The 23,044-nt window shown below is 60.3% G+C and carries 20 protein-coding genes and 1 tRNA gene; 12 read left to right on the top strand and 9 right to left on the bottom strand.

Features of this window, described 5'->3' with window-relative positions; all coding sequences use genetic code 11:
• Nucleotides 1–4 precede the first annotated feature (4 nt).
• A complete protein-coding gene (gltX, locus tag OIK40_RS12015; protein WP_273678584.1) occupies nucleotides 5–1,366 on the top strand; it encodes a glutamate--tRNA ligase in 1,362 nt (453 codons plus the stop codon).
• Nucleotides 1,367–2,895: 1,529 nt separating this feature from the next.
• Here gltX and OIK40_RS12010 read toward each other — a convergent pair.
• Both OIK40_RS12010 and OIK40_RS12005 read right to left on the bottom strand, forming a co-directional pair.
• Complete coding sequence (locus OIK40_RS12010; protein ID WP_273678583.1) at nucleotides 2,896–3,459, bottom strand: recombinase family protein; 564 nt, start codon at nucleotides 3,457–3,459, stop codon at nucleotides 2,896–2,898.
• Nucleotides 3,460–3,677: 218 nt separating this feature from the next.
• Nucleotides 3,678–4,526, bottom strand: coding sequence for a hypothetical protein (locus tag OIK40_RS12005; protein ID WP_273678582.1), 849 nt, complete (start codon nucleotides 4,524–4,526; stop codon nucleotides 3,678–3,680).
• A gap of 98 nt (nucleotides 4,527–4,624) precedes the next feature.
• Between OIK40_RS12005 and OIK40_RS12000 the strand changes: the two genes are divergently transcribed.
• The 6 genes from OIK40_RS12000 to OIK40_RS11975 are packed head-to-tail and all read left to right on the top strand — an operon-like array spanning nucleotide 4,625 to nucleotide 12,007.
• The gene (locus OIK40_RS12000; protein WP_273678581.1) at nucleotides 4,625–7,360 is read left to right on the top strand and encodes a class I SAM-dependent DNA methyltransferase; all 2,736 of its coding nucleotides are present in this window, start codon (nucleotides 4,625–4,627) and stop codon (nucleotides 7,358–7,360) included.
• 11 nt (nucleotides 7,361–7,371) lie between these two features.
• Nucleotides 7,372–8,100, top strand: a complete 729-nt coding sequence (locus tag OIK40_RS11995; RefSeq protein WP_273678580.1) for a hypothetical protein — start codon at nucleotides 7,372–7,374, stop codon at nucleotides 8,098–8,100.
• A 2-nt stretch (nucleotides 8,101–8,102) separates the two neighbouring features.
• Nucleotides 8,103–8,300 carry a hypothetical protein gene (locus tag OIK40_RS11990; protein ID WP_273678579.1) on the top strand — a complete coding sequence of 66 codons (198 nt, stop codon included), beginning with the start codon at nucleotides 8,103–8,105 and terminating at the stop codon, nucleotides 8,298–8,300.
• A 46-nt stretch (nucleotides 8,301–8,346) separates the two neighbouring features.
• Nucleotides 8,347–8,760, top strand: coding sequence for a hypothetical protein (locus OIK40_RS11985; RefSeq protein ID WP_273678578.1), 414 nt, complete (start codon nucleotides 8,347–8,349; stop codon nucleotides 8,758–8,760).
• 3 nt (nucleotides 8,761–8,763) lie between these two features.
• A complete protein-coding gene (locus OIK40_RS11980) occupies nucleotides 8,764–10,836 on the top strand; it encodes a DEAD/DEAH box helicase (protein WP_273678577.1) in 2,073 nt (690 codons plus the stop codon).
• Nucleotides 10,829–12,007: a GIY-YIG nuclease family protein gene (locus tag OIK40_RS11975; RefSeq protein WP_273678576.1), complete on the top strand. Its 1,179-nt coding sequence runs from the start codon at nucleotides 10,829–10,831 to the stop codon at nucleotides 12,005–12,007. The genes OIK40_RS11980 and OIK40_RS11975 overlap by 8 nt, the downstream gene beginning before the upstream one ends.
• A gap of 344 nt (nucleotides 12,008–12,351) precedes the next feature.
• Here the strand turns inward: OIK40_RS11975 and OIK40_RS11970 are convergent, their stop codons facing one another.
• The 3 genes from OIK40_RS11970 to OIK40_RS11960 form a co-directional block, all read right to left on the bottom strand.
• Entirely contained in the window at nucleotides 12,352–12,885 is a 534-nt protein-coding gene (locus OIK40_RS11970; protein WP_273678575.1) for a hypothetical protein, read from the bottom strand.
• A gap of 670 nt (nucleotides 12,886–13,555) precedes the next feature.
• Entirely contained in the window at nucleotides 13,556–14,515 is a 960-nt protein-coding gene (locus tag OIK40_RS11965) for a hypothetical protein (RefSeq protein ID WP_273678574.1), read from the bottom strand.
• Between the two features lies 1 nt (nucleotide 14,516).
• Complete coding sequence (locus tag OIK40_RS11960) at nucleotides 14,517–15,293, bottom strand: ParB/RepB/Spo0J family partition protein (RefSeq protein WP_273678573.1); 777 nt, start codon at nucleotides 15,291–15,293, stop codon at nucleotides 14,517–14,519.
• A gap of 299 nt (nucleotides 15,294–15,592) precedes the next feature.
• Between OIK40_RS11960 and OIK40_RS11955 the strand changes: the two genes are divergently transcribed.
• Nucleotides 15,593–15,895, top strand: coding sequence for a hypothetical protein (locus OIK40_RS11955; protein ID WP_273678572.1), 303 nt, complete (start codon nucleotides 15,593–15,595; stop codon nucleotides 15,893–15,895).
• Here OIK40_RS11955 and OIK40_RS11950 read toward each other — a convergent pair.
• Nucleotides 15,892–16,452, bottom strand: a complete 561-nt coding sequence (locus tag OIK40_RS11950) for a helix-turn-helix domain-containing protein (protein ID WP_273678571.1) — start codon at nucleotides 16,450–16,452, stop codon at nucleotides 15,892–15,894. The two genes, OIK40_RS11955 and OIK40_RS11950, sit on opposite strands and share 4 nt — an antisense overlap.
• Before the next feature lie 144 nt (nucleotides 16,453–16,596).
• On the opposite strand from OIK40_RS11950, the gene OIK40_RS11945 reads away from it, so the two are divergent.
• Together OIK40_RS11945 and OIK40_RS11940 are read left to right on the top strand one after the other, a co-directional pair.
• On the top strand, nucleotides 16,597–16,767 hold the full coding sequence (locus tag OIK40_RS11945; RefSeq protein WP_273678570.1) for a helix-turn-helix domain-containing protein: 171 nt from the start codon (nucleotides 16,597–16,599) through the stop codon (nucleotides 16,765–16,767).
• A 13-nt stretch (nucleotides 16,768–16,780) separates the two neighbouring features.
• Nucleotides 16,781–18,001 carry a tyrosine-type recombinase/integrase gene (locus OIK40_RS11940; RefSeq protein WP_273678569.1) on the top strand — a complete coding sequence of 407 codons (1,221 nt, stop codon included), beginning with the start codon at nucleotides 16,781–16,783 and terminating at the stop codon, nucleotides 17,999–18,001.
• Nucleotides 18,002–18,131: 130 nt separating this feature from the next.
• Here OIK40_RS11940 and OIK40_RS11935 read toward each other — a convergent pair.
• A tRNA-Leu gene (locus tag OIK40_RS11935) sits at nucleotides 18,132–18,218 on the bottom strand.
• 227 nt (nucleotides 18,219–18,445) lie between these two features.
• Between OIK40_RS11935 and OIK40_RS11930 the strand changes: the two genes are divergently transcribed.
• Complete coding sequence (locus tag OIK40_RS11930; protein WP_273678568.1) at nucleotides 18,446–19,402, top strand: complex I NDUFA9 subunit family protein; 957 nt, start codon at nucleotides 18,446–18,448, stop codon at nucleotides 19,400–19,402.
• A gap of 49 nt (nucleotides 19,403–19,451) precedes the next feature.
• Here OIK40_RS11930 and OIK40_RS11925 read toward each other — a convergent pair whose 3' ends face one another.
• Nucleotides 19,452–20,330: a dienelactone hydrolase family protein gene (locus tag OIK40_RS11925; protein ID WP_273678567.1), complete on the bottom strand. Its 879-nt coding sequence runs from the start codon at nucleotides 20,328–20,330 to the stop codon at nucleotides 19,452–19,454.
• 111 nt (nucleotides 20,331–20,441) lie between these two features.
• On the opposite strand from OIK40_RS11925, the gene OIK40_RS11920 reads away from it, so the two are divergent.
• Complete coding sequence (locus OIK40_RS11920; protein ID WP_273678566.1) at nucleotides 20,442–22,610, top strand: PQQ-dependent dehydrogenase, methanol/ethanol family; 2,169 nt, start codon at nucleotides 20,442–20,444, stop codon at nucleotides 22,608–22,610.
• On the opposite strand, the gene OIK40_RS11915 is transcribed toward OIK40_RS11920, so the two are convergent.
• The gene (locus tag OIK40_RS11915) at nucleotides 22,607–23,008 is read right to left on the bottom strand and encodes a VOC family protein (RefSeq protein WP_273678565.1); all 402 of its coding nucleotides are present in this window, start codon (nucleotides 23,006–23,008) and stop codon (nucleotides 22,607–22,609) included. The genes OIK40_RS11920 and OIK40_RS11915 overlap by 4 nt on opposite strands.
• Between the last annotated feature and the right edge of the window lie 36 nt (nucleotides 23,009–23,044).

The following is a 23,044-nucleotide window of genomic DNA, read 5'->3' as shown; positions in this document are numbered from 1 at the left end:
CGTCATGACCATCACGCGCTTCGCTCCGTCGCCCACCGGCCGTCTGCATGTCGGCAATATCCGCACCGCGCTCCACAACTGGATGTTGGCGCGTCAGGCCGGTGGCAGCTTCATCCTTCGTATCGACGATACCGATGCGACTCGTAGCCGCGAGGAGTATGTCGAAGCGATCCGTGCCGATCTGTCCTGGCTCGGCCTCGATTGGGATCGGGAAGAGCGTCAGTCTGCGCGTCTTGAGCGGTACGAAGCCGCTTTCGAAGCCCTCAAGGATGCCGGGCGAATATACCCCTGCTACGAAAGCGCACAGGAACTGGAGGTGAAGCGCAAGATCCAGCTCGGACGCGGTCTGCCGCCGATCTACGACCGCGCGGCGCTGAAGCTTGATGATCAAGAGCGTTCGCAGAAAGAGGTTGAAGGCATCGCGCCTCACTGGCGCTTCATGCTTGACCATAAGGAGCCGATTACCTGGAACGACGGCATTCGCGGCGTCCAGAAATTCGATCCCGCGCAGTTGTCCGATCCCGTCATCCGTCGGGCCGACGGGTCATGGCTCTACATGATGCCGAGCGCAGTGGACGATATCGATATGGGTGTCACCCAAGTGCTTCGCGGTGAGGACCATGTTTCGAACACAGCTGTTCAATTTCAGATCTTTACCGCACTTTTTGCTGCAGGCTTTGCTGCAACAGAAAATGCAGGAAAAACGGTGCCGGCTTTCGCGCACGAGGCATTGCTGGTGGGCCGGGAAGGAAAACTGTCGAAGCGTCTCGGATCGCTCGGCTGCGATGCCTTCCGCGACCGCGGCATTGAACCTGAAGCCATCATCGCATTGCTGGCCCGGCTGGGAACTTCGCAGCCTGTCGAACCGATTGCCGACCGTGCCCTGCTGGTAGCCAATTTCGATCTTGCAACCTTCGGTCGCGCACCTGCGAAGTTCGACGAGCACGACCTCGACCGCCTCAATGCCGCAATTGTCCACCAACTGCCGTTCGAAGCGGTGAGGGCGCGCTTGCCCGAGGGTATGGACGAAGCCGGTTGGCACGCAATCCGCCCCAACTTGTCACACGTAGGCGAGGCTGCGGAGTGGTGGCAGCTGGTGACCGGTCCGATCGCCCAACCGGCATTCTCCGAAGAAGACCGCGCCTATCTCGCGGAGGCAGCGGCGTTACTTCAGTGGAATGGGGATCCCTGGTCGACACTTACCGGAGCGCTGAAGCAAAGCACGGGCCGAAAGGGCCGCGCGTTGTTCCTGCCGCTGCGTCAGGCGCTGACCGGCATGGGCCACGGCCCCGACATGGGCGAATTGCTAATCCTAATCGGCGAGAACGAAGCGCAGACCCGCCTGAGAAGCGCGGCAGGCCTCTAACCGGCCGGCCAACGCCGAAGGCAGTCGAACAAATGGTGCCCAGAAGAGGAGACACACCCTTTAGGTAAGTGCTTGATTGAAAATGTATATGAAAAAGTATTGTGGCTGCCGACCCCCAAAGTGACCCCCGCCCTCAGAGCGTAAGGACGCTACGATTGCGAGCAGAAGCTTCCCAAGCTTCCAGCAATGGCGGAAATCTGCGGTTTTTGCTGTAAACTGGCGCGTTTTTGGCTCGAATGATTTCAAATGTTTGCCGTTCAGCTGTAAACTGGCTTGGGGTGCGCCGAGGCCCATGATGACGGTGTGCTGCTGACTCTTCGAGTGGTCGCATCGTCATCTCTCTCGTGACGCCGCAAACAGCAGCGGCCGTGAGCCGAGCCTGTGCGCGATCCCGAAAGCCGCATGTCGGCTTTGCCCCGGTCGCGAAAAATTCCTGCCTTTCAACTATCGACCCCGAAGCGGTCATCAGCCTTTTAGCAGAAAGTGCCCAGTTGCGGACATTCTCAGCGCGTGCGAACATCCCATTATGAATGATGTGCACCAGATTGTTGAGACCGCCGCAAGTCAGGACGGCTTTAAGCGGTGGCAACTCCTACGGCGATTGGATGGTCTTTTCCTCTACGAGGAGGAAACGTTTGAAAGGGAGATTTACTGGGTCGATGAGGATGGCGGTGAACGCGATGTTGCCGCCCAGTCCTATTGGGCACCTACGCACGTCTCAGGATTATTTGACACGAGAGAGCGAGCGCGAGCAGATGCGTTCGGGACACTTCGTTGGCTTGGCGACACCTCGACTAGCTTTGAAACGAACGGCAGCTAACCACCCACTAGCAGCCGTGAGCGGGGCCAATGTTCGATCCCGAAAACGGTATGTCGGCTTAGCCAGCCTTCGAGAAAATTGCTGCCGTTCAGCAATCGACCCCATTGCCGCCATCACGATCCAATGCGAAAAACGCGTATGAGGCGACGCAGTCTGACAGAGGAAGAACGGCATTTCAGAAAGATCGGATCGGGCATTCCGATCTCGCGCTGGTGGCCATTGATCGCGGTCGTTGTTAGCGTGTTTATCGCTACACTGAGGGCTGATTTTGTAGAAACCTGCACTGGGATACCGCTGAACGAATACAGCGCACGGCGATCGGCAAGGATTGCGATGTTGTTCGCCTACCCCTGTAGCCCATATCTTTTGCGTGAAGGAGTTGAAGGCTGGCTGGTCTTTCTAAGCCTTTGGGCACCTTGGCCGTTCGCATTCGTCAACTGGCGCTGGGCGAGGCGTCAGCGAAAGTTTTGGGACAGTGAGAGGTCACGAGAGGCAGAACGCCGTAAGGCGAAACGCGAAGCGAAAATGCTTAATAGCGATTGACCGTTTTCCACCCACTTCCCGCCATGAGCGATGCACGGTCACCGACCTGGAAGCGGACGTTTCATGCTCGGTGGATGGGCGCCATTTTGAAATGCCGCCTGATCGGCACCATCCGGGTGCGAAGTCGCGATAATTCCTTGGACTTCTCGAAATTGCAAAGCAGACACTACACGACGGAGCTCGGCACACCTTTCAGCGCTCGATAAACGCTTGCTCGCGCGATCCCCAGCTTCGCTGCGATTTCGGTTGCCCCAAGTCCCTGACCGCGGAGGGAACGCACCTGCTCGACGTCTACGGTAGGTTTGCGCCCTTTGTAGATGCCCGCCGCCTTAGCGCGCTCAATGCCCTCTCGCTGGCGTTCTTTGCGGATGTCGGTCTCGAACTCGGCGACGGCTCCGAGAATGCCAAGGATGAGCTTGCCCATGGAGGTGGTAGTATCGACCGCACCTTGCTGCACGCACCGGAAGCCTACCTGCTTGGCTGACAGCTGCGCTAGAATGTCATGCAGGTCGCGACCAGATCGAGCAAGGCGATCGAGGCGCGTGACAACCAGCATGTCACCCTCGCGCACCCAGTCGAGGCACTCTGCGAGCGCTCGCCGGTCATTGCGCGACGTGCCGGTGACCTTTTCCGAGAAGACCTTTTCGCATCCCGCATCGGCGAGCTGCTCAAGCTGGAGGTCGAGGTTTTGGGAGCTGCTGCTGACGCGCGCGTATCCGACGATGCTCATGTGCTGGTTCTCAATGTCTCAATGGAGTCTAGAGTTAGCGCAGCATAGCGTCTCAAAATCAGAGACGAACTCGTATGAGACACTCCGTGGACGGTGTGAGACGCCTCGTGAGGGTATACTCAAACGAACTCGTCCAGCGCTGCATTCGAGCAAATGGGTTAACCTGAGGACCGCCGCCTTCGAAATGCAAGGAGCTGAAACAACTAGATGATAGTTGCTCAGCGAGCCTCAGATAGGATCAGCTTGGTAAGCTCGGGCACCATGACCAACTCATACTCACGTTGCGCGCCGTTTTTGGCGGGTGGAGACCAACCTTCTGCGACTATGCTGATCCATATTGGACTGCCGTCTGAGCGGACATCTGGCTTCCACCCCGTGGCTTCCACTAATCGCCGAGCGAGCTTGCCATAGGCAAGATTCGCGGTCTGAGCGCTCTGTGATCCCAAGACTTCAACAGCAATTGCGCGCATAGTCGTTGTGCGCCGATAAGCTTGAGCATGGTGCCGCAAGATCGCCTCCTCTTTCTCTGAGGGAGCGATTGCCGACAAAGCCTGCTTGAAAGCAAATTTGTCTGGTCGCGGACGGAGCGGGCGAGGCCGTGCCCACGGTGCTTGGAGCGATTCTGGGTCAAGCGTCAGACTGCGCCACCATTGATCACCAAGCTTGCGCTCGCGGATCGCCGGAACCTCAAATGGTTCTCCGTCAGCGAGCTTGTGCATCAAAATCTTACGCCGGGCCAACGGATAAGTAGCCACGAATTCGCGTCCGTATCCGCCTGCATCAACATGGCGGCAGAACAGTTCCCACTCTTCGGGAGGCTGGTTGAACCGCTTGTGCAGGCGCAGATGACATGACTTGCACAACGGATATGTTTGTGGCGGCTCAAAGGTGAATGGCTGCGAGTAGTCTTCCGAATGCCATTCGCCTTCGGGGCGATCAGGATCGCCGCACAACCCGCAAGGCTTGCCTTTCAAGGTGAAGTCGGGCCCAGCCTCCCCACGATGATACGCCTTGAGGATAAGGTCCCGCTGCTTCCAGCTATATCCATTATACCATGTTCCGCTCATGCTCGCACCAAAGCAGGAAATGGATAAATATCAATGAGGATGTGTGTTTTTGAAGTGAGCCTATTGGCGACTTCTGTCACTGGCCGTATCCAAAGCCCATGAACCCCGTAGAAATCGGCGACGCCATCTCCGACCTCGCGCAGCAGCCCTTCGATTCTGTCGAGTTCCCGTTCCAGTTCCTCGAAGCCTTTGGCAACAAGAAGACCGCGCTCGATCGCTTGCGCAAGGGCAACACGAACCAGTCCGACCTTCCCGGCGCCGTCCTCCAGCGCAGTCACATCCACATCGCGACATGCCCGACGGGCACCGTCGGCGATACACTCACCGCGCTTCGCAACAGCCCCAAGACCGCCAGCCAGAAGGCTCGTTTCATCCTCGCCACCGATGGCGACCGGTTCGAGGCCGAGGACGTCACCACCGGCGAGACGGTCGTTTGCGACTACCCCGATTTCGCCAACCACTTCGGCTTTTTCCTGCCGCTCGCCGGCATCACCACTGTCGCGCAGATTCGCGAAAGCTCGTTCGACATCCGCGCCACCGGGCGCCTCAACAAGCTCTACGTCACGCTTCTCCAGGACAACCCCGAGTGGGCCTCCGCCGATCGCCGCTCCGACATGAACCACTTCATGGCCCGGCTGATCTTCTGCTTCTTCGCCGAGGATACCGACATCTTCCACTCCGGCCACAAGTTCACCGAGACGGTCGAGCGGATGAGCAGCGGCGGGGCGGACAACACCCATGAGGTGATCCAGGAGTTGTTCCGCGCCATGAACACGCCGCTGGCCGATCGCACGGCGGCAGGCATCAAGACCTGGGCGAACGGCTTTCCCTACGTCAACGGCCAGCTCTTCAGCGGCAATATCGATGTCCCCCGCTTCAGCCGCACCGCGCGCGGATACCTCATCCACATCGGCAATCTCGACTGGACCAAGATCAACCCCGACATCTTCGGCTCGATGATCCAGGCCGTCGCCGATGACGAGGAGCGCGGCGCGCTCGGCATGCATTACACCAGCGTGCCGAACATCCTGAAGGTGCTGAACCCGCTGTTCCTCGACGACCTGCGCGCCAAGCTGGAGGAGGCAGGCGACAACGCGCGCAAGCTGCTCAACCTGCGCAGCCGCATGGCCAAGATCCGGGTGTTCGATCCGGCCTGCGGCAGCGGCAACTTCCTCGTGATTGCCTACAAGCAAATGCGCAAGATCGAGGCCGAGCTCAACACGCGGCGCGGCGAGCCAGATCGCCGCAGCGAGATCCCGCTCACCAACTTCCGCGGCATCGAGCTGCGAGATTTCCCGGCCGAGATCGCCCGACTTGCGCTTATCATCGCCGAATACCAGTGCGACGTGCTCTATCGCGGGCAGAAGGAGGCGCTGGCAGAGTTCCTGCCGCTCGACAGCCAGAACTGGATCACCTGCGGGAACGCGCTGCGTCTGGACTGGCTGAGCATCTGCCCGCCGACTGGCACGGGAGCGAAGGTGCGCGGGGATGACTTGTTCGAGACGCCGCTCGACCAGTCTGAGATCGACTTCGAGAATGCTGGGGGGGAAACGTATTTGTGCGGGAACCCGCCTTACATTGGGACAAAATACCAAACCAAACAACAAAAGTCAGACCTGAGTGATCTGTTTGCGCCGCTCAGCCTAAAGTTTGGCAACCTCGACTATGTGGGAGGATGGTTTCTAAAGTCAGCGCATTATCTGCTGGCTGACGAAGCAGCGGAGTCGGCTCTGGTTACGACCACAAGCCTGTTCCAAGGCGAGCAGGCTGAACTTTTCCATGCTCTGCTTCGCAAATATCGTCTCTGCATCTCGTGGTGCCACGAGACTTTCAAGTGGTCTAATCAAGCAGCGAATAACGCCGGTGTGGCTTGCTGCATTGTTGGCATGAAACCGCATTCACGCTCAGGTGATCGTCGAATCTACAATGACACGAGTATGAGGTCGGTCGCCAACATCGGGCCATATTTGGTAGCAATGCCAGACATCGTCGTGAGCAAGAAAAGCAGTCCTATTTCGGGTCTCGCTGAGATGACCTACGGAAGTATGTCTAATGATGACAATAACTTCACGCTGTCGTTCTCAGATTATCACGAACTTCGAAGCTCTCATCCCGAGAACGAATCTATCTTGCACCGATCGGTAGGGGGGAATGAGTTTGTGAAGGGCATTTTTCGAGCGGCCATCTACATCGATGACCGTGCGTCCCTCACCGAGGCTCAACTCGACCGCCTTTCGCCAGTGTTTGAGCGCGTGAAGTGTTATCGGTCGGACAGCAATAGAGAGGCAACAAGGAAACTGGCGTCGACGCCCTGGCTATTTGCTGAGCGACGCCACGCACAGGCGCGGAAGCTCTTTATACCGCAGATTATGTCTGAACGCCGCCCCTATTTGACCGTTGGCTTGTTAGATGAATCCGATCTGGTCATAGCCCCTCACATGCAGATATTGGGGGGAACACTCGCTGACTTCGCAATCGCTTCAAGTTTAATGCATCACGTCTGGGTGGCGACGGTCTGCGGAAAGCTTGAAACCCGCATCCGCTATTCGGCAACCCTCGGCTGGAACACCTTCCCGCTCCCCAAGCTGACCGAGCAGAACAAGGCCGACCTCACGGCTTGCGCCGAGAACATCCTGCTCGCGCGCGAGGCGCACTTCCCCGCCACCATCGCCGATCTCTACGATCCCGAAGCCATGCCCGAAAACCTCCGCCGCGCCCACGAGGCAAACGACGAGACCCTCGAACGCATCTACATCGGCCGCCGCTTCAAGAACGACACCGAACGCCTCGAAAAGCTGTTCGAGCTCTACACCAAGATGACAGGGAAAAAGTAACGGGAGGGGGCATGACGAAGCCGTTCTACGCGCAACGAAGGCTAAAGGACCTGAAGATTGCAATTGCTGAGGCACGATCTTTTTTTGACGAAAGTATAGAACAGCAAACCATCTCGTTCCTCGACGATCTGGCCGAAAACATTGCAAGCCGTGCCGTTGAGGATGACGATCAAGCCCATGCGCTCATCGTGCGCTGTATGGGCACGATCGCACAACATTATGCCGACGACTCATATGACTTTTGGGGCATGCCAAATCCTTTCCGCTGCCTTGAGGCTGAACCTGCCTTAATACCTCCCGCACCTTCTGCTAAACTGGTTGAATGGACCTGGCCGGTTATCAACGAACCACCTGCCGCGACAAATGGCGGGCCATTCGGCGGTAACTTCCGGAAATACTCCGCGATGAAAATGTTTGGCTACACGGTCGTTCAGAAGGGGCGTGCTGATGGGTGGACGGAACCTGTTAGAAAGAGATTCCTGAATGATTTTATGGAGATGAACTTGCCTCCGATCGTCAAGAAAACCTTTGGTGATGAGTATGGCAATCCTATGAGCGCCACACGCCTACGCAAGGTCGCCAACGTCATTGCAAGCAATGCCTCGCTCCGGGCGCGGGCGAACCCAACTGGTTTCGAAATGGCGATCGACGACTGGGAGACCGATCTCGCACATCTCGAGAAGAAGTATTACCACGGCGCAGGATTGAAATTCGAGCCGTGGCCTCAGGTGGAGCGATAGGAATGAGCAAGACGCCCGGCTGGGACGCCAAAGCCATCAGCGACATCGCCGCCCGCCACTATGGCGGATTCACAGGCATGTTCGAAAAGCACGACTGGCCTGAGCGCGGCTCCGACATGATGCGCAAGGTGCAGACTCGCGTGAAGGAGACCTACGGCAGCATCGAAGCGTTTGTCGCGAAGCACGAGGCTGGCAAGTGATCATAGGTAATCGCATCCCGCGCCTCGACGACGAGAGGGTCGAAGTGTGAGCTTCCTCAAGCGGATCGACTATGCCGCGCTCAACTCCCGTCAAAAAGAGAATTACAACTTCCACAAGGTGGCAGCGCGTCTCGCCGATTATGGCTTCAACAGCATCAGGCTATCCGATGATTGGCAGGGCGCGGATTTCATAGCCGGGCACATCGATGGAAACACGTTCTTCAAGGTGCAGCTGAAGGCACGGTTCACGATCGACAAGAAGTATCTGGGGCGCGGTATCCACATCGCTTTTCTCGCGGACGATGCCTGCTACCTGTATCCGCACGACGAAATTGTGGAGGCCGTTCTGGCGCTTGGTGTAATGAATGCCGATGCGGCGCTGTGGCGGGACGTCGGGACACGCCATTGGAAGAAGCCGCCCCGGTGGGCGCAAACCCTCCTTGCCCAATACAAGGTCTGATTGATGACAACCGCGAAGCCTATCCCCGCCGTCTCATTCCAGACCGCCCGCACAGGCGCGTCGACGAACGCCAATGAGATGGGCATGCGTCCGATGCAGGAGCGCGCCTACAACAAGCGCGGCGAGCAATACCTGCTGATCAAGTCGCCGCCAGCCTCGGGCAAGAGCCGGGCGCTGATGTTCATCGCGCTCGACAAGCTGCAAAATCAGGGGCTGCGTCAGGCAGTCATCGTGGTGCCGGAAAAGTCGATCGGTAGTAGCTTCGGCGACGAGCCGCTCACGCAATACGGCTTCTGGGCGGACTGGTCGGTCAAGCCGAAGTGGAACCTGTGCAACACGCCCGGCGCGGATGACGAGAAGGCAGATCCGTCCAAGATCAAGGCGGTCGGCCAGTTCATCGAGAGCGAGGATCAGGTGCTGGTCTGCACCCACGCCACTTTCCGCTTCGCCGTGGAGCGGTTCGGCGTGGAGGCGTTCGACGATCGCCTTATCGCTGTGGACGAGTTCCACCACGTTTCGGCCAGCGAGGACAACCGCCTCGGCAACCAGCTCGCCGAGTTTATCGCCCGCGACAAGGTGCACATCGTGGCGATGACCGGCAGCTATTTCCGCGGGGATGCCGTCCCGGTGCTGACCCCCGAGGACGAGGCAAAGTTCGAGCCGGTCACCTACACCTACTACGAGCAGCTCAACGGCTACGAGCATCTCAAGGCGCTCAACATCGGCTACTTCTTCTACACCGGCCGGTATCTGGAGGCGATTGAGCACTGCCTCGATCCGACTTTGAAGACGATCGTGCACATCCCCTCGGTCAATGCGCGTGAGAGCACGAAGGACAAGGTCAGCGAGGTCAACGAGATCCTCCACTACCTCGGCAAGTGGACTGATGCAGACCCAGTGACCGGCTTCGAGCTTGTGGCCATGCCGGATGGCCGCGTGCTGAAGATCGCCGATCTGGTGGATGACAGCGATCCGGCGCGCAGATCGAAGGTGCTGGCGGCGCTGAAAGACCCTGCGCACAAGAACGACCGCGATCACGTCGACATCATCATTGCGCTCGGCATGGCGAAGGAAGGTTTTGACTGGATCTGGTGCGAACACGCGTTGACGGTCGGCTACCGATCGAGCCTGACCGAGATCATCCAGATCATTGGCCGCGCGACCCGCGATGCACCGGGGAAGACGACCGCTACCTTCACCAACCTCATCGCTGAACCCGATGCGTCCGAGGCGGCGGTGGCCGATGCGATCAACGATACGCTCAAGGCGATCGCGGCAAGCCTGCTGATGGAACAGGTGCTGGCGCCTCGGTTCACTTTCAGCCCCAAGAGCGCCGGGCCGCTCCCTGATTTTGACTACGGCCCTGATGGCTACCAGGAAGGCAAGGCGAATGTCGGCGTAAATGAGGAGCGTGGCCAGTATCACTTCGAGATCGCTGGGCTCGTCACACCGAAGTCCTCCGAGGCCGCGCGGATCTGTGAGGAGGACCTGAACGAGGTCATCGCGGCTTTCGTTCAGAAGAAGTCGGTCGCCGAGCGAGGAATGTTCGACGAAGAGACTCCTGCGCAAGAACTCACCCAGGTTGCCATGGGCGCGATCGTCCGCGACCGTTACCCCGATCTCAGCGCCGAGGATCAGGAAGCGGTGCGCCAGCACGCAATCGCCGCACTGAACTTGACCCAGAAGGCTAAGTCGTTGGCCATGGATGCGGCCGATGTTGGTGGCGGCGAGCTGCGGGCGAATACAGCCTTGCTGGATGGTGTCCGGCAATACGCGATGGACGTCCGCGAGCTCGACATCGACCTGATCGACAGCATCAACCCATGGCAGGCCGCCTACGCCGTGCTCGCAAAGTCGATGAGCGAGAGCACGCTTAAGCAGGTGCAGGCTGCGATCGCCGCCAAACGCACAAAGATCAGCCCCGAAGAAGCTAAGGAACTCGCGGCAGCGGCGGTTAAGTTCAAGAAGGAGCGGGGCCGTCTGCCCGCGGTCACGTCCCCCGATGCATGGGAGCAGCGGCTTGCGGAAGGTGCCGCAGCCTTTATGCGCTTCCGCGAAGAGGGCCGCTATGAGTGATCTGAACCTGGACGATCTGGCTGACGAGCTGGCTGACTTCGCCCCTGGCAAGAAGAAGCAGACAACCTACACGGCCCGCGAAGAGCGGATCATTGCGGGTTTCGAGGACATCGTCCGCTTCTACGCGGAACATGGTCGAGCGCCGCAGCATGGTGAGGACCGTGACATTTTTGAGCGGCTTTATGCTGTTCGGCTGGATCGGCTTCGCGCCCAAGAGGACTGCCGTGCGCTGCTGTCGGACATGGATCGGCATGGGCTCCTTACCGAGCCTGATGTTTCGTCGTTCGTGGAGGCTGATCCCGATCTCGATGAGCTGGCATCGGAACTCGCGGACTTGGGCGGCGAGGGCGACATCACGCAATTGCGTCACGTCCGCTCTGTCGAAGAAAAACGTGCAGCCGAGGAAATCGCCCGGCGCGACAAGTGCAACGACTTCGAGAAGTTCAAGCCGCTGTTCGAGCAGGTGAAGCAGGAGCTGGCCTCCGGAGCGCGCGTGACGCGACCATTCGAGCTGAAAGCGGAAATCCGGCCAGGCGCGTTTTTTATCGTTGGTGGGCTGATCACCTACGTCGCCGAGATGGACGACATCTTCACGAACGCGCAAGGACGCACCGACGCGCGATTGCGCGTGATCTTCGACAACGGGACGGAGAGCGGCATGTTGATGCGTTCGCTCCAGCGCCAGCTCCACGATGATAACGCCGGGCGCAGAATTACGGATCCGGCTCCTGGCCCGCTGTTTGCCGATCGGCCCGAAAACGGCGAAGCCGAGACGGGAACGATCTATGTGCTGCGCAGCCAATCTGATCATCCGTTCGTAGCTGAGCACCGCGAGGTGGTGCATAAGATAGGTGTCACGGGCGGATCGGTTGAGACCCGCATTTCAGGTGCCGAGAAGAGCTCGACCTACCTTTTGGCCGGGGTCGACGTTGTCGCCACCTACAAGGTCTACGGTGTGAACTGCCAGAAGCTCGAAAGCCTTCTGCACAAGGTCTTCGCCGCCGCGCAGCTCAATCTGATGATCCCCGATAGGTTCGGCCATATGGTCAAACCGCGTGAGTGGTTTCTTGTCCCACTCCATATCATTCAGGAAGCGGTAGAACGCGTCCAAGACCGCACGATCATTGAATATCGCTATGATGCCTCCTCGGCGAGTATGGTGAAGCGCTAGCCTGACAAGTTGGTGGGTCACTCACCCGACATCGCACGAGCGACACGCGCAGTGCCTACATCTGGCCATGGATGGCTGAAGCGCGTCCTGCGCCGCCTGATCGGCACCATCCGGGTGGAGCCGACTGTGTCGAATTTGGACTTTCATCTAATTACGGGCCCCGGAACCCATGGGGCGCTCGCGAGCGGTGGCAGCTACACCGACACGCCCTTAGCCACGATCGCAAACCTTGCCCCGAACCGGTTTATCAGTTCAGGGCAAGGTTTCTGTAGTTAGCCCGCGAGGATGAACCCCAAGGACTGGTCTGACCTTTCGAGCGCTGCGGTTCCTGGCGTGGCGGTGCTTTACCAGACCCACCAGCCGTTGTGCTCATCGTCGCACTCCGCGATCCCGGCTTGACCCGCCGTGAGCACCTCGTCGAGGTTCTTGCGCCTATCCTCAGGGATGCTGTCGGTGACGTCGGTGATCTTTAAGGCGTGGACGTGGCTGCTTTTCGGCAGCTGCATGTTCACCATCAGGGTCAAAGCGACCCCGGCGTTGGGTGCAATCGCATAGATCGGCGCCCCGCGGTGATCCTCCGAGGCGTAGAGCCGGAGCTTGTGAACCGGCGCGCTGTGCGCCACCCAGCCGATGTCGGTAAGGCTGACGAGACCCGCCGGTGCGTTTTCGAGGATGTCGTCGAGGTGCCGACCACCGCCCTGATCTTCCGGCAGCGTGTGATCGACGCGCAGGATCGAATACCATCCGAGCTTCACTCCGAGAGCTTCGTAGTGATCGAGCAGGCGGAGGGCGGCATGCTCCTCCGAGGCGGCGATGATGTGGCAGGTGGTCGTGCCTGTGGCGAGCTTGACCTGGCACTCGAAGAGATGAAATCGCATTGGTGTCTTCCTTGTGATCGTTGTCGATGCACAAGATCTACGCGAACCCCGAGCGGGGGTCGGGTGGGAAGCGCGGTGGGCACAATGGGATCGCTGAAGGTTGATCGATTCAACTTCAAGCGGTTCCACTAGATTGCAAATTGGCTCAGGTAAACAGAACCTTAGTTCACCGCTTGGTGAATGGCAGAAAACTCCGACGTCACTTTTTTCGTGGAATCTGCTCAATAACACCGCAACAAGATTCAACCTGTAGTCCCGAGCCTTACAAAGAGAAGGCGCATCTCCGGCGTGAAAGCGGGCGAGCGTAGCGAAGCCCGCCACGCCGGAGGTGCCCTTCACCCCCGCGCACTGCGCGGGGGTGGGCTTGCCATTCCCCCTTGCCCCTCAGAGGTTAAGCAGGTGCCGCCCTGCGGGGCGGCACCAGGCAACGCCGGGGCGTGTCATTGTGCTCCGCTCGCGTTGCTCGCTCCGCTATGACACGCTCCCGTCTCGCCTGTATTTTCTAGAATGGTCCGGCGTGTGTCTTGCTTGGTCAACAAGTAAGCGTGGACCGGATATGTTTGTCGAGGCATGCCCTTCTCACAAGGGGTCCGGGGGGGTGTCGAACTTCAGCCACGCCTAGTCCACAGGGGGCGCTTCACAGGGGTTGTTGGCTTACTCATGGCGCCTTTCAGACCCACGCCGGCCAAAACGGTGTGCCTCCACGATCATCTTCGAGTCGGGCCAGCCGCTTGCTCATGTCTTCGCCCACCCGAGCCGCCAACGACTTCTCATCCCACGCTGCGTAGGCCGGCCCCTTGGCGATAAGGTTTCTGGCGATGGCGGTCTTCGTCGGCGCGTAGCCCAGCCTGGTTAGCAGCTCCCGCTCTGCCCAGACGTGCGCAATGCGATCGCAGACCGCGTCGGACAAGGTATCGATCCAGAACGTGCCGGTAGCGGAGTTCGTAGACAGTCCCCGAAGAGATCTGAGCTGCGTGGCACGGCGCTCACATTCGTCCTCAAGGGCTTGCAAATAGCCCTGAGTAACGACGGGCTGCGACATGCTTCTCGCTGCCTTCTTCGCGGCTCTCTTGCGCCTTTCACTCTCGTTACGCTTCTTGCGCTTTTCCTCTGCGCGGCACAATCCGGCGAGCTTGACCTGCTCGTCGTTCACGTTGCTCCAGCCCCCGGAGTCAATGATCGCCGCGCGAACCTTCGGCCACAGCGGGCCAAGAAAATGACGTCGACCCACATAGCCTCGCGCGTCCCCGTTTTCGATCCATTCCGCTATGGCGTTCTTCACACGCGCGCAGGACGAAACCCGCTCATCCACCACCTTGAGGCACGCCTCGAATACGCCGGGTGAATGTTCAAAGCAGGTGTCGCATGGCGTGTCTGCGAGACAGGTCTCGCCAGCGTCATTGGACCAAACCTTCCCGCCTGCCATACCGCGGTAGAAGCGCTCCGGCCGTCCGAAGCAGGGCTTCCTTCTAAGCAGCGGCATGCTGATCACATTTCCCTGACCATCGGTATTCACCAGATCTGCGGTGAAGTCATCGTCGTGGCTCAGATTGCGGCGCTGCCCATGTTTGTCGTGGAAGGGCTTCGGGCCAGCGAAGCGATGCACATCATCGACGTAGGAATGGGGCACTCTACACCCCCTCCGTCTGAGCAAGTTGCTGAGCCTCACTGGCAGGTGTCCTCAGCGCTTCTTGGGTGCTTGCCTCAACATGCTCAACCTGCTCCTTGGCCCAATTTAGAAACTGTTGGCGCGCAGCGGCTTCAGCCTTTCTCCATGCAGACTGAAGGCGTTTGAAGGCTGCCTCGGGATCGGACTTCGTGTTGTTAGTGTCGGTTGCGTCAGGTGCGCGCTGGTCTGCATTCAATGCGCGGTCGATCGTCTTCTTCGACAAACCCGTTTCTACGGCAATCCGGGCCGCCAAGCCCAGCGGTTTATGTCCCTTGCCATCAGCGCGCTTACTCTCAAACGGGACATTCTGACCGTATTGAAGATCGCGTTCGTGGAGAAGGTCAGCATATCGACGGATGTGAGCGTCTCGATCCTTTTTGGTCAAAACCTTCCGATTGAGGTTCTCGGCGATAGCCCGCAGCTCGACGTCGATCGCTTCTTCGACAGCGACGATGCATGCAATCTCGGTCCAGCCAAGCTCCTTGGCTGCCTGGAGCCTCAACACGCCAGCGACAAGGATCGGGCGTGCAGCTTTATTCTGACTGTCCTGCTGGTCGAACCTGATGGTGATAGGCGTCAGAAGGCCGATACTTTTCATGGATTCGAGCATCGCCTTGATTGCGCGCTTGCTGAATTCGCGACCGCCCTCAGGCGTGGCGATCTGATCGATCTTGATCATTTTGACGGCGGGTGTGCCGGGACGCTGCGTTGCAGCCACTGCGTTCTTGGAAATGCTCATTCTTCGTTCTCCTTAGCTTGAGCGTTGAACGAAGAGGTCCACTAGGCACATTTTTCGAGATGTCGTGTTGGCTTTCGTTGCATTTTCGTGTCCACCCCTTCACGTGAGGCAGCATGAGTAACAGCACATCCGATGATCGCCGGAGGTCCAAGTGGCGTGCGCAGAAGGCTGCCCAGCGACGAAAAAGGCCGAAGGTGCCGCCGCCGCAGCCACCAGGTGAGGTGTTCGTCCGTCTTGTATTCGCAGAGCGGGATCATAGGCTGGAGCGAGAGCACCGAACCTGGCGCCACCCGGATTTAATGACCCACGCCTATCGTGCGGCGTTGCTGTATTTCTCGGCCGACGTTTGGGTAGCGCGCACGGTGCTTGAGAAACAGTTTGGGAAGGGCAAGGCTAAGCCTAAGCGCATATTGGCCTGGCTCGTTGCGCGTGGCCTTGCGCACGGCTGTCAGCCGAACTCGCTACGAACCATGATCTGGCGCGCTGCGGACAAGCTCAAGCGGCTTGAAAGCGAACGATACCTCTACGACCCATCTCAGCTCTTGTGGCCACCGTTCAACGTTACCGACGCAGTGGAACGCGCGAAACGCCGGCTGGTCTAAGTCTGCGGATCATGAGAGCCGGCAAGCATCGCTTTCAGCGCGCGCCGGTCGGTTTCAGGAAGTCCTGCTTCGCGGAACGACGGACGCCACTGCCGGATGAGTTCCAGCGTGGGCAGTTCCTGAACCGTTGCCCATCGACGTTCAGCCCTCCCATCGTGGGCCACTTCACGGAGAACCCTGCGTTGGCCGCTGGTCAGCTCTTGCAACGATCCACCGATGATTGCCTGCAACTCCTCAGCCAGTCCCGAGGATTGAGGCTCGGGTTCGACGCTCGTCCCCAAAAGCGCCCAGTCAACTTCGGGATGCCGTTGCTCGACCACCGCCCGCAGAAAGGACGCCTTGTCGAGGCCGAGCACCTCGGCCAGTTCCTCCGCACGATCGATTGGGATCGGAACTCTGCCCAGCGACATGTGGCTGAGAACCACAGCTTGCTTGTAATTTAGGATTTTGGCCAGCTGCCGCAGGCTCAATCCGCGCTCTTCGCTGACGCGTCTAAGGCCAGCCGCCAGCATGCGCGCGGCCTTCGTTTCCGACAATCTGGAGCCGCTTTCATCCATAAACCGACATTGATCCACACACATCGTGTGTCAATCCGCTATCGACTCTCTACACTGCGTGTGATAAACTACACCCACACCCCAATTCGTCCAGGTGCGCTCCTGATTTCAGGAGCTTGTCGGCGATCTTCAAGGAAACGTGAAGTGCAACGCAAAACCTACAAAGTGAATGAAGTCACCACCATGCTCGGGATCGGCAAATCGACCGTTTACAAGCTGATCGGCGAGGGGACGCTCCAGCGCATCAAGATTGGTGCCAGCACGCTGATCACCGCGGCCTCGGTCGATGCCCTCCTGACACATGACGCTGCTTGAGAGGCTGATACTGATGCCCCTCACGGTCAAGGAAATCGAGAATATCCAGCCCGGCTCCAAACCCACAAAGCATACTGACGAGAAGGGCTTGTTCCTCCTTGTCGCACCCACTGGCTCCAAGCGCTGGCACATGAAGTATCGCTTCAACGGCAAGGAGAAGCGAATCAGCTTCGGGCCGTTCCCGGAGGTCAGTCTCAAGGCCGCACGGGCCAAGCGGGACGAGGCTCGCGCCTTGCTTGCTGACGGTGTCGATCCCTCGGGCAAGCGGCAGGCCGAGCGGCTTGAACAGCGTTTGGCACAGGAGAACACCTTCGGGATGGTCGCTCGCGAGCTGATCGAGAAACGGGCTTCTGATGGGGACAAGGCTATCTCCGAAACCACCCGCAGCAAGACCGAGTGGTTGCTATCCCTGCTTGAGCCTGCGATCGGCTCCGTGCCCGTGCCGGAGGTCACTGCGCCCATGCTTCTCGCCGCCCTCCGCCAGGTTGAGGAGTCGGGTCGGCGCGAAACGGCCCGTCGGCTCCGTTCATTCGCGAGTCGTGTGATCGACTATGCCATCGCGACGGGCAGGGCGGAGCACAATCCGGCGCCGGCCCTTCGGCGTGCTCTTCGCTCGCCGGTAGTGCGTAACCATCCTGCCATCATCGATCCGCGCCAGCTCGGCAAGCTTCTGAAGGCGATCGACGATTACCGCGGCTATGCCTCGACGAACGCGGCGCTCAAGTTGTCTGCGCATCTCTTCCAGCGCCCAGGAGAGATTCGTGCCATGAGATGGGCCGACCTAGACCTCGACAAGGCCATCTGGACCATTCCGGCAGGCGATACGAAGATGCGTCGGGAACACCGAGTGCCATTGTCGCGTCAGGCATTGGCGATCATCCGCTCCATGGAGGACGTGTCGAGCTACAGCGAATGGGTGTTCCCGAGCTGGACGCCGAAGAAGCCACTGTCCGAGAACGCCATCAATGGGGCCCTGAGGCGGCTTGGATACGAGGGCAAGATGACCGCTCATGGCTTCCGCTCCACGGCGAGTTCGCTGCTCAACGAGAGCGGCAAGTGGAACCCCGATGCGATCGAGCGGGCGCTGGCGCACCAGGATGGGAATGCTGTGCGATCGGTCTACAACCGGACTCAGTATTGGCCCGAGCGTGTCGCCATGATGCAGTGGTGGTCGGACCAGCTCGACTCGTTCAAGGCGGGGGTGTTCGAGGAGCTTCAAGGTGGGGGTCAGTGACCCCCATTTTGACCCCCAAACGTGCTGGCAGCCCGCAATCGACCGCGGACTTGCGCGGAGTTCTATTGGGAGATTATCAAATCTTTTGAGTGGTTTGGTATGCTTATGCGGTCTGTCGCAAAAGCATACCTGGTGCCCAGAAGAGGACTCGAACCTCCACGCCCTTGCGAGCGCCGCCACCTGAAGACGGTGCGTCTACCAATTCCGCCATCTGGGCACGGATGCCTCCGGTCGTCGTCGCCGAAGGCTGGGTAGGCGCGGGCCTTTAGCGAGGGCGAAGGGGCGCTGTCAACGCAAACATCGCGGGATATTTGCGCACCCCGTCATGCGGCCCGATTCGGTGCGGCATTCTGCACTGGCGAACATCGCGGGTCTTGCCCGCGGCGGCACATTGCCGCATGGCGCGGCGCAGATTAAGGGACAGCCAGCAAGAGCAACCAACCAATGCCAACCTCCTCCCCGCTTTCCGGCCAGCTTGTCACGATCTTCGGCGGCAGCGGCTATATCGGCAATTATGTCGCACAGAGCCTGCTTGAGCGCGGTGCGCGATTGCGGCTGGCCAGTCGCAATCCGCAAAAGGGTTTTGCGCTGAAACCGCTCGCCAATCTCGGGCAGCTGCAATTCATGCCCTGCGACATCACCCGCGAGAATCATGTGGCTGCAGCGCTTGAGGGTGCGAGCTATGTGGTCAACCTTGTCGGCGCGTTCGACGGAAAGCTCGATGCGTTGATGGGCGAGGCGCCCGGCACGATCGGCAAGATTGCTACCGCCAATGAAATCAAGGCGGTTGTCCATGTCAGCGCGATCGGAGCCGATGCCGCCTCGCCTGCGGCCTATGCCCGGGCCAAGGCGCTGGGCGAAGAACGGGTGCTTGCGGCATTCCCCAAGACCACGATCCTTCGTCCCTCGATCGTGTTCGGCAAGGACGACAACTTCCTGAATCTGTTCGGGGGCATGATCGAGATGTTGCCCGTGCTGCCGGTGTTCGGCCCCGATGTGGAGCTCCAGCTGGTCTATGTCGATGATGTGGCCGAAGCAGTGACGGCCGCCTTGGAAGATCCCGAGCAGCACGGCGGACGGATCTACGAACTCGGCGGACCGGAACGGCTCACCATGATGGAGATCCACAACCGTATCGCCGAGGCGCAGGGTCGCAAGCGGCGCTTCATTGCTATGCCTGACGGACTTTCCGCGACCTTTGCTGCGCTGCCCGGCACGCCGATGAGCCGTGATCAATGGACGTTGCTGAAGGCGGGCAATGTCGTTTCCGACGGAGCCCACACGCTTGCCGATCTGGGGATCGAGGCCAAGCCGCTCGGCCTGTTCCTCGACAAGTGGATGCTGCGCTACCGCAAGCATGGCCGCTTCGGCGCTGCGAACGAGCGCGCCAAGGCCCGCTAAGGGCGGCGAAAGGGCGCGGGACCACCCGGTCCCGCGTGCATGTCAAAGCTCAGAGCGCTGCGCCGTAAAGCGCCAGCAGATCGGCTTCGCCCTTGGCGGCTGCTGCTGCATCATATGCCGGGCTGTCCGACACCATCCAGCCGTGATCGCCGGGGTAGACTTCTACCTTTGCCGTCACGCCGGCCGCCTTTGCGGCATCCGCAAAGGTCGTCTTGTCCTCCGGTGCTTTGGCATCATCGTCCTGTGCCACGGCGATCAGCAGCTGCGCATCCACCTTGTCCAACACTTTATGCGGGCTCATCGGATTGTCCGGACGCACCAGTCCGCCGCCGTGGAAGCTCGCCGCGGCCTTGACGCGTGAGGGAACTGCGGCGGCGCTCCAGACGGTAAAAGGGCCGCCCATGCAATAGCCCTGGGTGCCGATTCCTCGCGCCTGGTCGACACCCTCTTGCCGGTCGAGCCAGTCCACGATCGAGGCAGTGTCGCGCATTATCGCTTCGGCATTCAACTTGCCGCGCCACGGGCCAACCTTCCGGAATCCCCCATCCGAAATGAAAGCGGCGAAATCGGCGAACTGTTCGCCCGTCACGTCACGATAATAGGGGTTCACGACAAGCACTGCGTAGCCCGCACCGGCCAGCTTGCGGGCGATATTGCGCTTGGATTCGCGAATGCTGGCGATATCCGGCCACAGGATCACGGCGGGATGGTTGCCCGTAGCGGGCTGAACGAAGAATCCGTCCATCGTTCCGTCGGCGGTGGCGAAATTGATGCCTCGCTCGGTCAGAGCGGGGGTGGGGCTTTGCGCATTGCCCGAGCTTTCGCCGGAGGCGCAGGCTGCCAGCGCGGCTGCACCGGTCAGGGCACCGAACTGGCGGCGGCTGATTGCCTGCCGGGCCCATTCCCCGAGTTTTGCTTCATCGCACATCTTGAACTCTCCTGTCAGCCCCTCCGCCATCCAGATAGGCCGAGGCAGCGGGCATGGACAAGCGAAGTTTCTCGCGGCAACATGCGCAGCAAAACACGGGGAGTGGGATCGATGAAACTTATGCGTTGGACGCTGAGCGCAGGCCTGTTGCTGTCTGCCGGGGTGCTGGCGAATTGCAGTCAGATTTTCGGACCGGGCGAAGGCGAAGGCGTCACAATGGCGGCTTTGCTGGAAGCGGATGCCGACAGCGCCAACTGGATCACCCACGGGCGCACCTATTCCGAACAGCGTTTTTCGCCGCTCGACAGCGTCAATCGCGACAATGTTGGCCAACTCGGTCTGACATGGTTCGCCGACATGGACACCGCACGGGGGCAAGAGGCGACCCCGCTGGTGATCGACGGCAAGCTCTATCTCACCACCGCGTGGAGCAAAGTGAAGGCGTTCGACGCCGCAACCGGGGCAAAGCTGTGGGAATATGATCCGCAAGTGCCCGGGGAGACTGCGGTCAAGGCGTGCTGCGACGTGGTGAACCGCGGGTTGGCGGCGTGGGGGGACAAGCTGTTTCTCGGCACGCTCGACGGGCGGCTGGTGGCGATCGACCGCGAGACCGGCAAGGTGGCGTGGGAGAAGGTCACCGTCGACCAGTCGAAGAGCTACACCATCACCGGGGCGCCGCGGGTGATCGACGGCAAGGTGATTATCGGTAGCGGCGGGGCAGAATTCGGCGTGCGCGGCTATGTCGCGGCCTACAGTGCCGAGGACGGCGAGGAACTGTGGCGTTTCTACACCGTGCCGGAAGGCGGGCAGGGAGACAATGCGCCGGCCTATCTGCAGAAGGCCGCCGAGACGTGGAACATGGATGTCCTGGGCGCGTCGGACGCGATCGGCGGCGGCGGGACAGTTTGGGATTCGATGGCCTACGACCCCGATCTCGACCTGCTCTATATCGGGGTGGGCAACGGGTCTCCGTGGAACCGTGCCTATCGTTCGCCCGGGCCTGACGGGACGGGCGAGGGCGACAATCTCTACCTCTCCAGCATCGTGGCTATCCGGCCCGGCACCGGCGAATATGTCTGGCACTATCAGACCACGCCGGGCGAGACTTGGGACTTCACCGCCACCCAGCATATCATCCTTGCCGACATGGAAGTGGACGGCAAGGCGCGCAAGGTGCTGATGCAGGCGCCCAAAAACGGTTTCTTCTATGTCATTGATCGCGAGACGGGCGAGTTGATTTCGGGCAAGCCCTATATCCCGATCAGCTGGGCCAAGGGACTGGATGAGAATGGACGTCCCATCGAAAACCCCGAAGCGCGCGTCGACAAGACCGGTAAACCCGCGCTGGTGATGCCCGGGCCGCTGGGCGGACACAACTGGCACCCGATGGCCTTCAGCCCGCAGGAAGGGCTGGTCTACATTCCGGCCTTCGAAGCAGCGTCGCTCTATGCGCCGCAGGCCGACTGGAAGCCCGACCGTGCGCGCGGTTTCAACGTCGGCTTCGATCTGGGCGCGGGTGATCTCCCGCCCGACCTCGGTATCCGCAAGCAGGTCTATGGCACGGTCAAGGGCAAGCTGATGGCGTGGGACCCGGTCAAGCAGGAGGCGCGCTGGACGGTCGAGTTCCCCGGGCCGTGGAACGGCGGGCTGCTGGCGACTGGCGGGGGTCTGGTTTTCCAGGGCAATTCGGGCAGCGAATTCGCCGCCTATGATGCCGCCAACGGCAAGAAGCTGTGGAGCTTCGCCGCCCAGACCGGGATCGTCGCACCGCCGATCACTTATACCGTCGACGGGGAGCAATATGTTGCGGTTCTGGCCGGCTGGGGCGGAGCCTATGCGATCACCGCCGACGGCGATCTCATCAACAATCAGGGGCCGGTGCGCAACATCAGCCGCCTACTGGTGTTCAAGCTCGGCGGGAACGCCGCGCTGCCGCCGGAGCCGGAGCTGGTCAAGCTCCCGCTCGATCCGCCGCCGAGCCGTGCCAGCGCTGACGTAATCGCGCTCGGCAAGGCCAAGTATGGCCGCTACTGCGCGGTGTGCCATGCGCCCGGCGCGGTTGGTTCGACCGAACTGCCCGACCTCAGGCGTTCCGGCGCACTCGGCGACGCCAAGGCGTGGAGCGCGGTGGTCTATGACGGCATCCTCAAGGATAACGGCATGGTCAGCTTTGCGCCTTCGCTATCGAAGGAGGAGGTCGAGGCGATCCGTGCCTACGTGATCCAGCGCGCCAACGAGGACAAGGCAATCGAGGGAGAGAGGAAGATTGCGCGGCGTTAGGCGCTGAAGAAGTTCAGCTCCAGCAGCACGTTGTTGGGATCGGCGGTGAAGATCTGGCGCAAGCCGATGCTGCTCAGATCATTGATCCGGTAGTCCCCGCCGCGCGCGTCGAGCCGGGCTTTGACCTGATCGAAGTTCCCACAGCGCAGCGCGACGTGGTGGATCGCGCCGGTCTCGGCCCCCGGCGAGACAGCGCGATCAAAGGCGCGCGGGCAGTCGGTGGAATTGAGGTGCAGGATCGCCTGCCCACCCGCGTCATACATCCAGCGCACCTGATGCGGCGGCAAGGGTGGCGGGCCGTCGCGCTCCTCCAGATCGAGCAGTTCGGAATAGAACCGCGCGGTCTCGGCGAGCCGGTCGGTAATGATGTTCACATGGTCAAGGCGTTCGACGATCATTCGCGGTAGTGTGCGCCTCGTGCGGCGGCGCGGCAA

It is taken from the genome of Erythrobacter fulvus (assembly GCF_028595285.1).
GTDB classification, from domain to species: Bacteria; Pseudomonadota; Alphaproteobacteria; order Sphingomonadales; family Sphingomonadaceae; genus Erythrobacter; species Erythrobacter fulvus.
The sequence above is the reverse complement of the archived record's forward strand: the minus strand, read 5'-3'. Positions and strand labels throughout refer to the sequence as shown.

Coding starts and splice junctions, on each gene's coding strand:
- OIK40_RS11990 (WP_273678579.1), top strand. CDS start 8,103: ATGAGCAAGACGCCCGGCTGGGACGCCAAAGCCATCAGCGACATCGCC.
- OIK40_RS11940 (WP_273678569.1), top strand. CDS start 16,781: ATGCCCCTCACGGTCAAGGAAATCGAGAATATCCAGCCCGGCTCCAAA.
- OIK40_RS12000 (WP_273678581.1), top strand. CDS start 4,625: ATGAACCCCGTAGAAATCGGCGACGCCATCTCCGACCTCGCGCAGCAG.
- OIK40_RS11920 (WP_273678566.1), top strand. CDS start 20,442: ATGAAACTTATGCGTTGGACGCTGAGCGCAGGCCTGTTGCTGTCTGCC.
- OIK40_RS11970 (WP_273678575.1), bottom strand. CDS start 12,885: ATGCGATTTCATCTCTTCGAGTGCCAGGTCAAGCTCGCCACAGGCACG.
- OIK40_RS11980 (WP_273678577.1), top strand. CDS start 8,764: ATGACAACCGCGAAGCCTATCCCCGCCGTCTCATTCCAGACCGCCCGC.
- OIK40_RS12010 (WP_273678583.1), bottom strand. CDS start 3,459: ATGAGCATCGTCGGATACGCGCGCGTCAGCAGCAGCTCCCAAAACCTC.
- OIK40_RS11955 (WP_273678572.1), top strand. CDS start 15,593: ATGACCCACGCCTATCGTGCGGCGTTGCTGTATTTCTCGGCCGACGTT.
- OIK40_RS11975 (WP_273678576.1), top strand. CDS start 10,829: ATGAGTGATCTGAACCTGGACGATCTGGCTGACGAGCTGGCTGACTTC.
- OIK40_RS11995 (WP_273678580.1), top strand. CDS start 7,372: ATGACGAAGCCGTTCTACGCGCAACGAAGGCTAAAGGACCTGAAGATT.
- gltX (WP_273678584.1), top strand. CDS start 5: ATGACCATCACGCGCTTCGCTCCGTCGCCCACCGGCCGTCTGCATGTC.
- OIK40_RS11950 (WP_273678571.1), bottom strand. CDS start 16,452: ATGGATGAAAGCGGCTCCAGATTGTCGGAAACGAAGGCCGCGCGCATG.
- OIK40_RS11915 (WP_273678565.1), bottom strand. CDS start 23,008: ATGATCGTCGAACGCCTTGACCATGTGAACATCATTACCGACCGGCTC.
- OIK40_RS11925 (WP_273678567.1), bottom strand. CDS start 20,330: ATGTGCGATGAAGCAAAACTCGGGGAATGGGCCCGGCAGGCAATCAGC.
- OIK40_RS11960 (WP_273678573.1), bottom strand. CDS start 15,293: ATGAGCATTTCCAAGAACGCAGTGGCTGCAACGCAGCGTCCCGGCACA.
- OIK40_RS12005 (WP_273678582.1), bottom strand. CDS start 4,526: ATGAGCGGAACATGGTATAATGGATATAGCTGGAAGCAGCGGGACCTT.
- OIK40_RS11930 (WP_273678568.1), top strand. CDS start 18,446: ATGCCAACCTCCTCCCCGCTTTCCGGCCAGCTTGTCACGATCTTCGGC.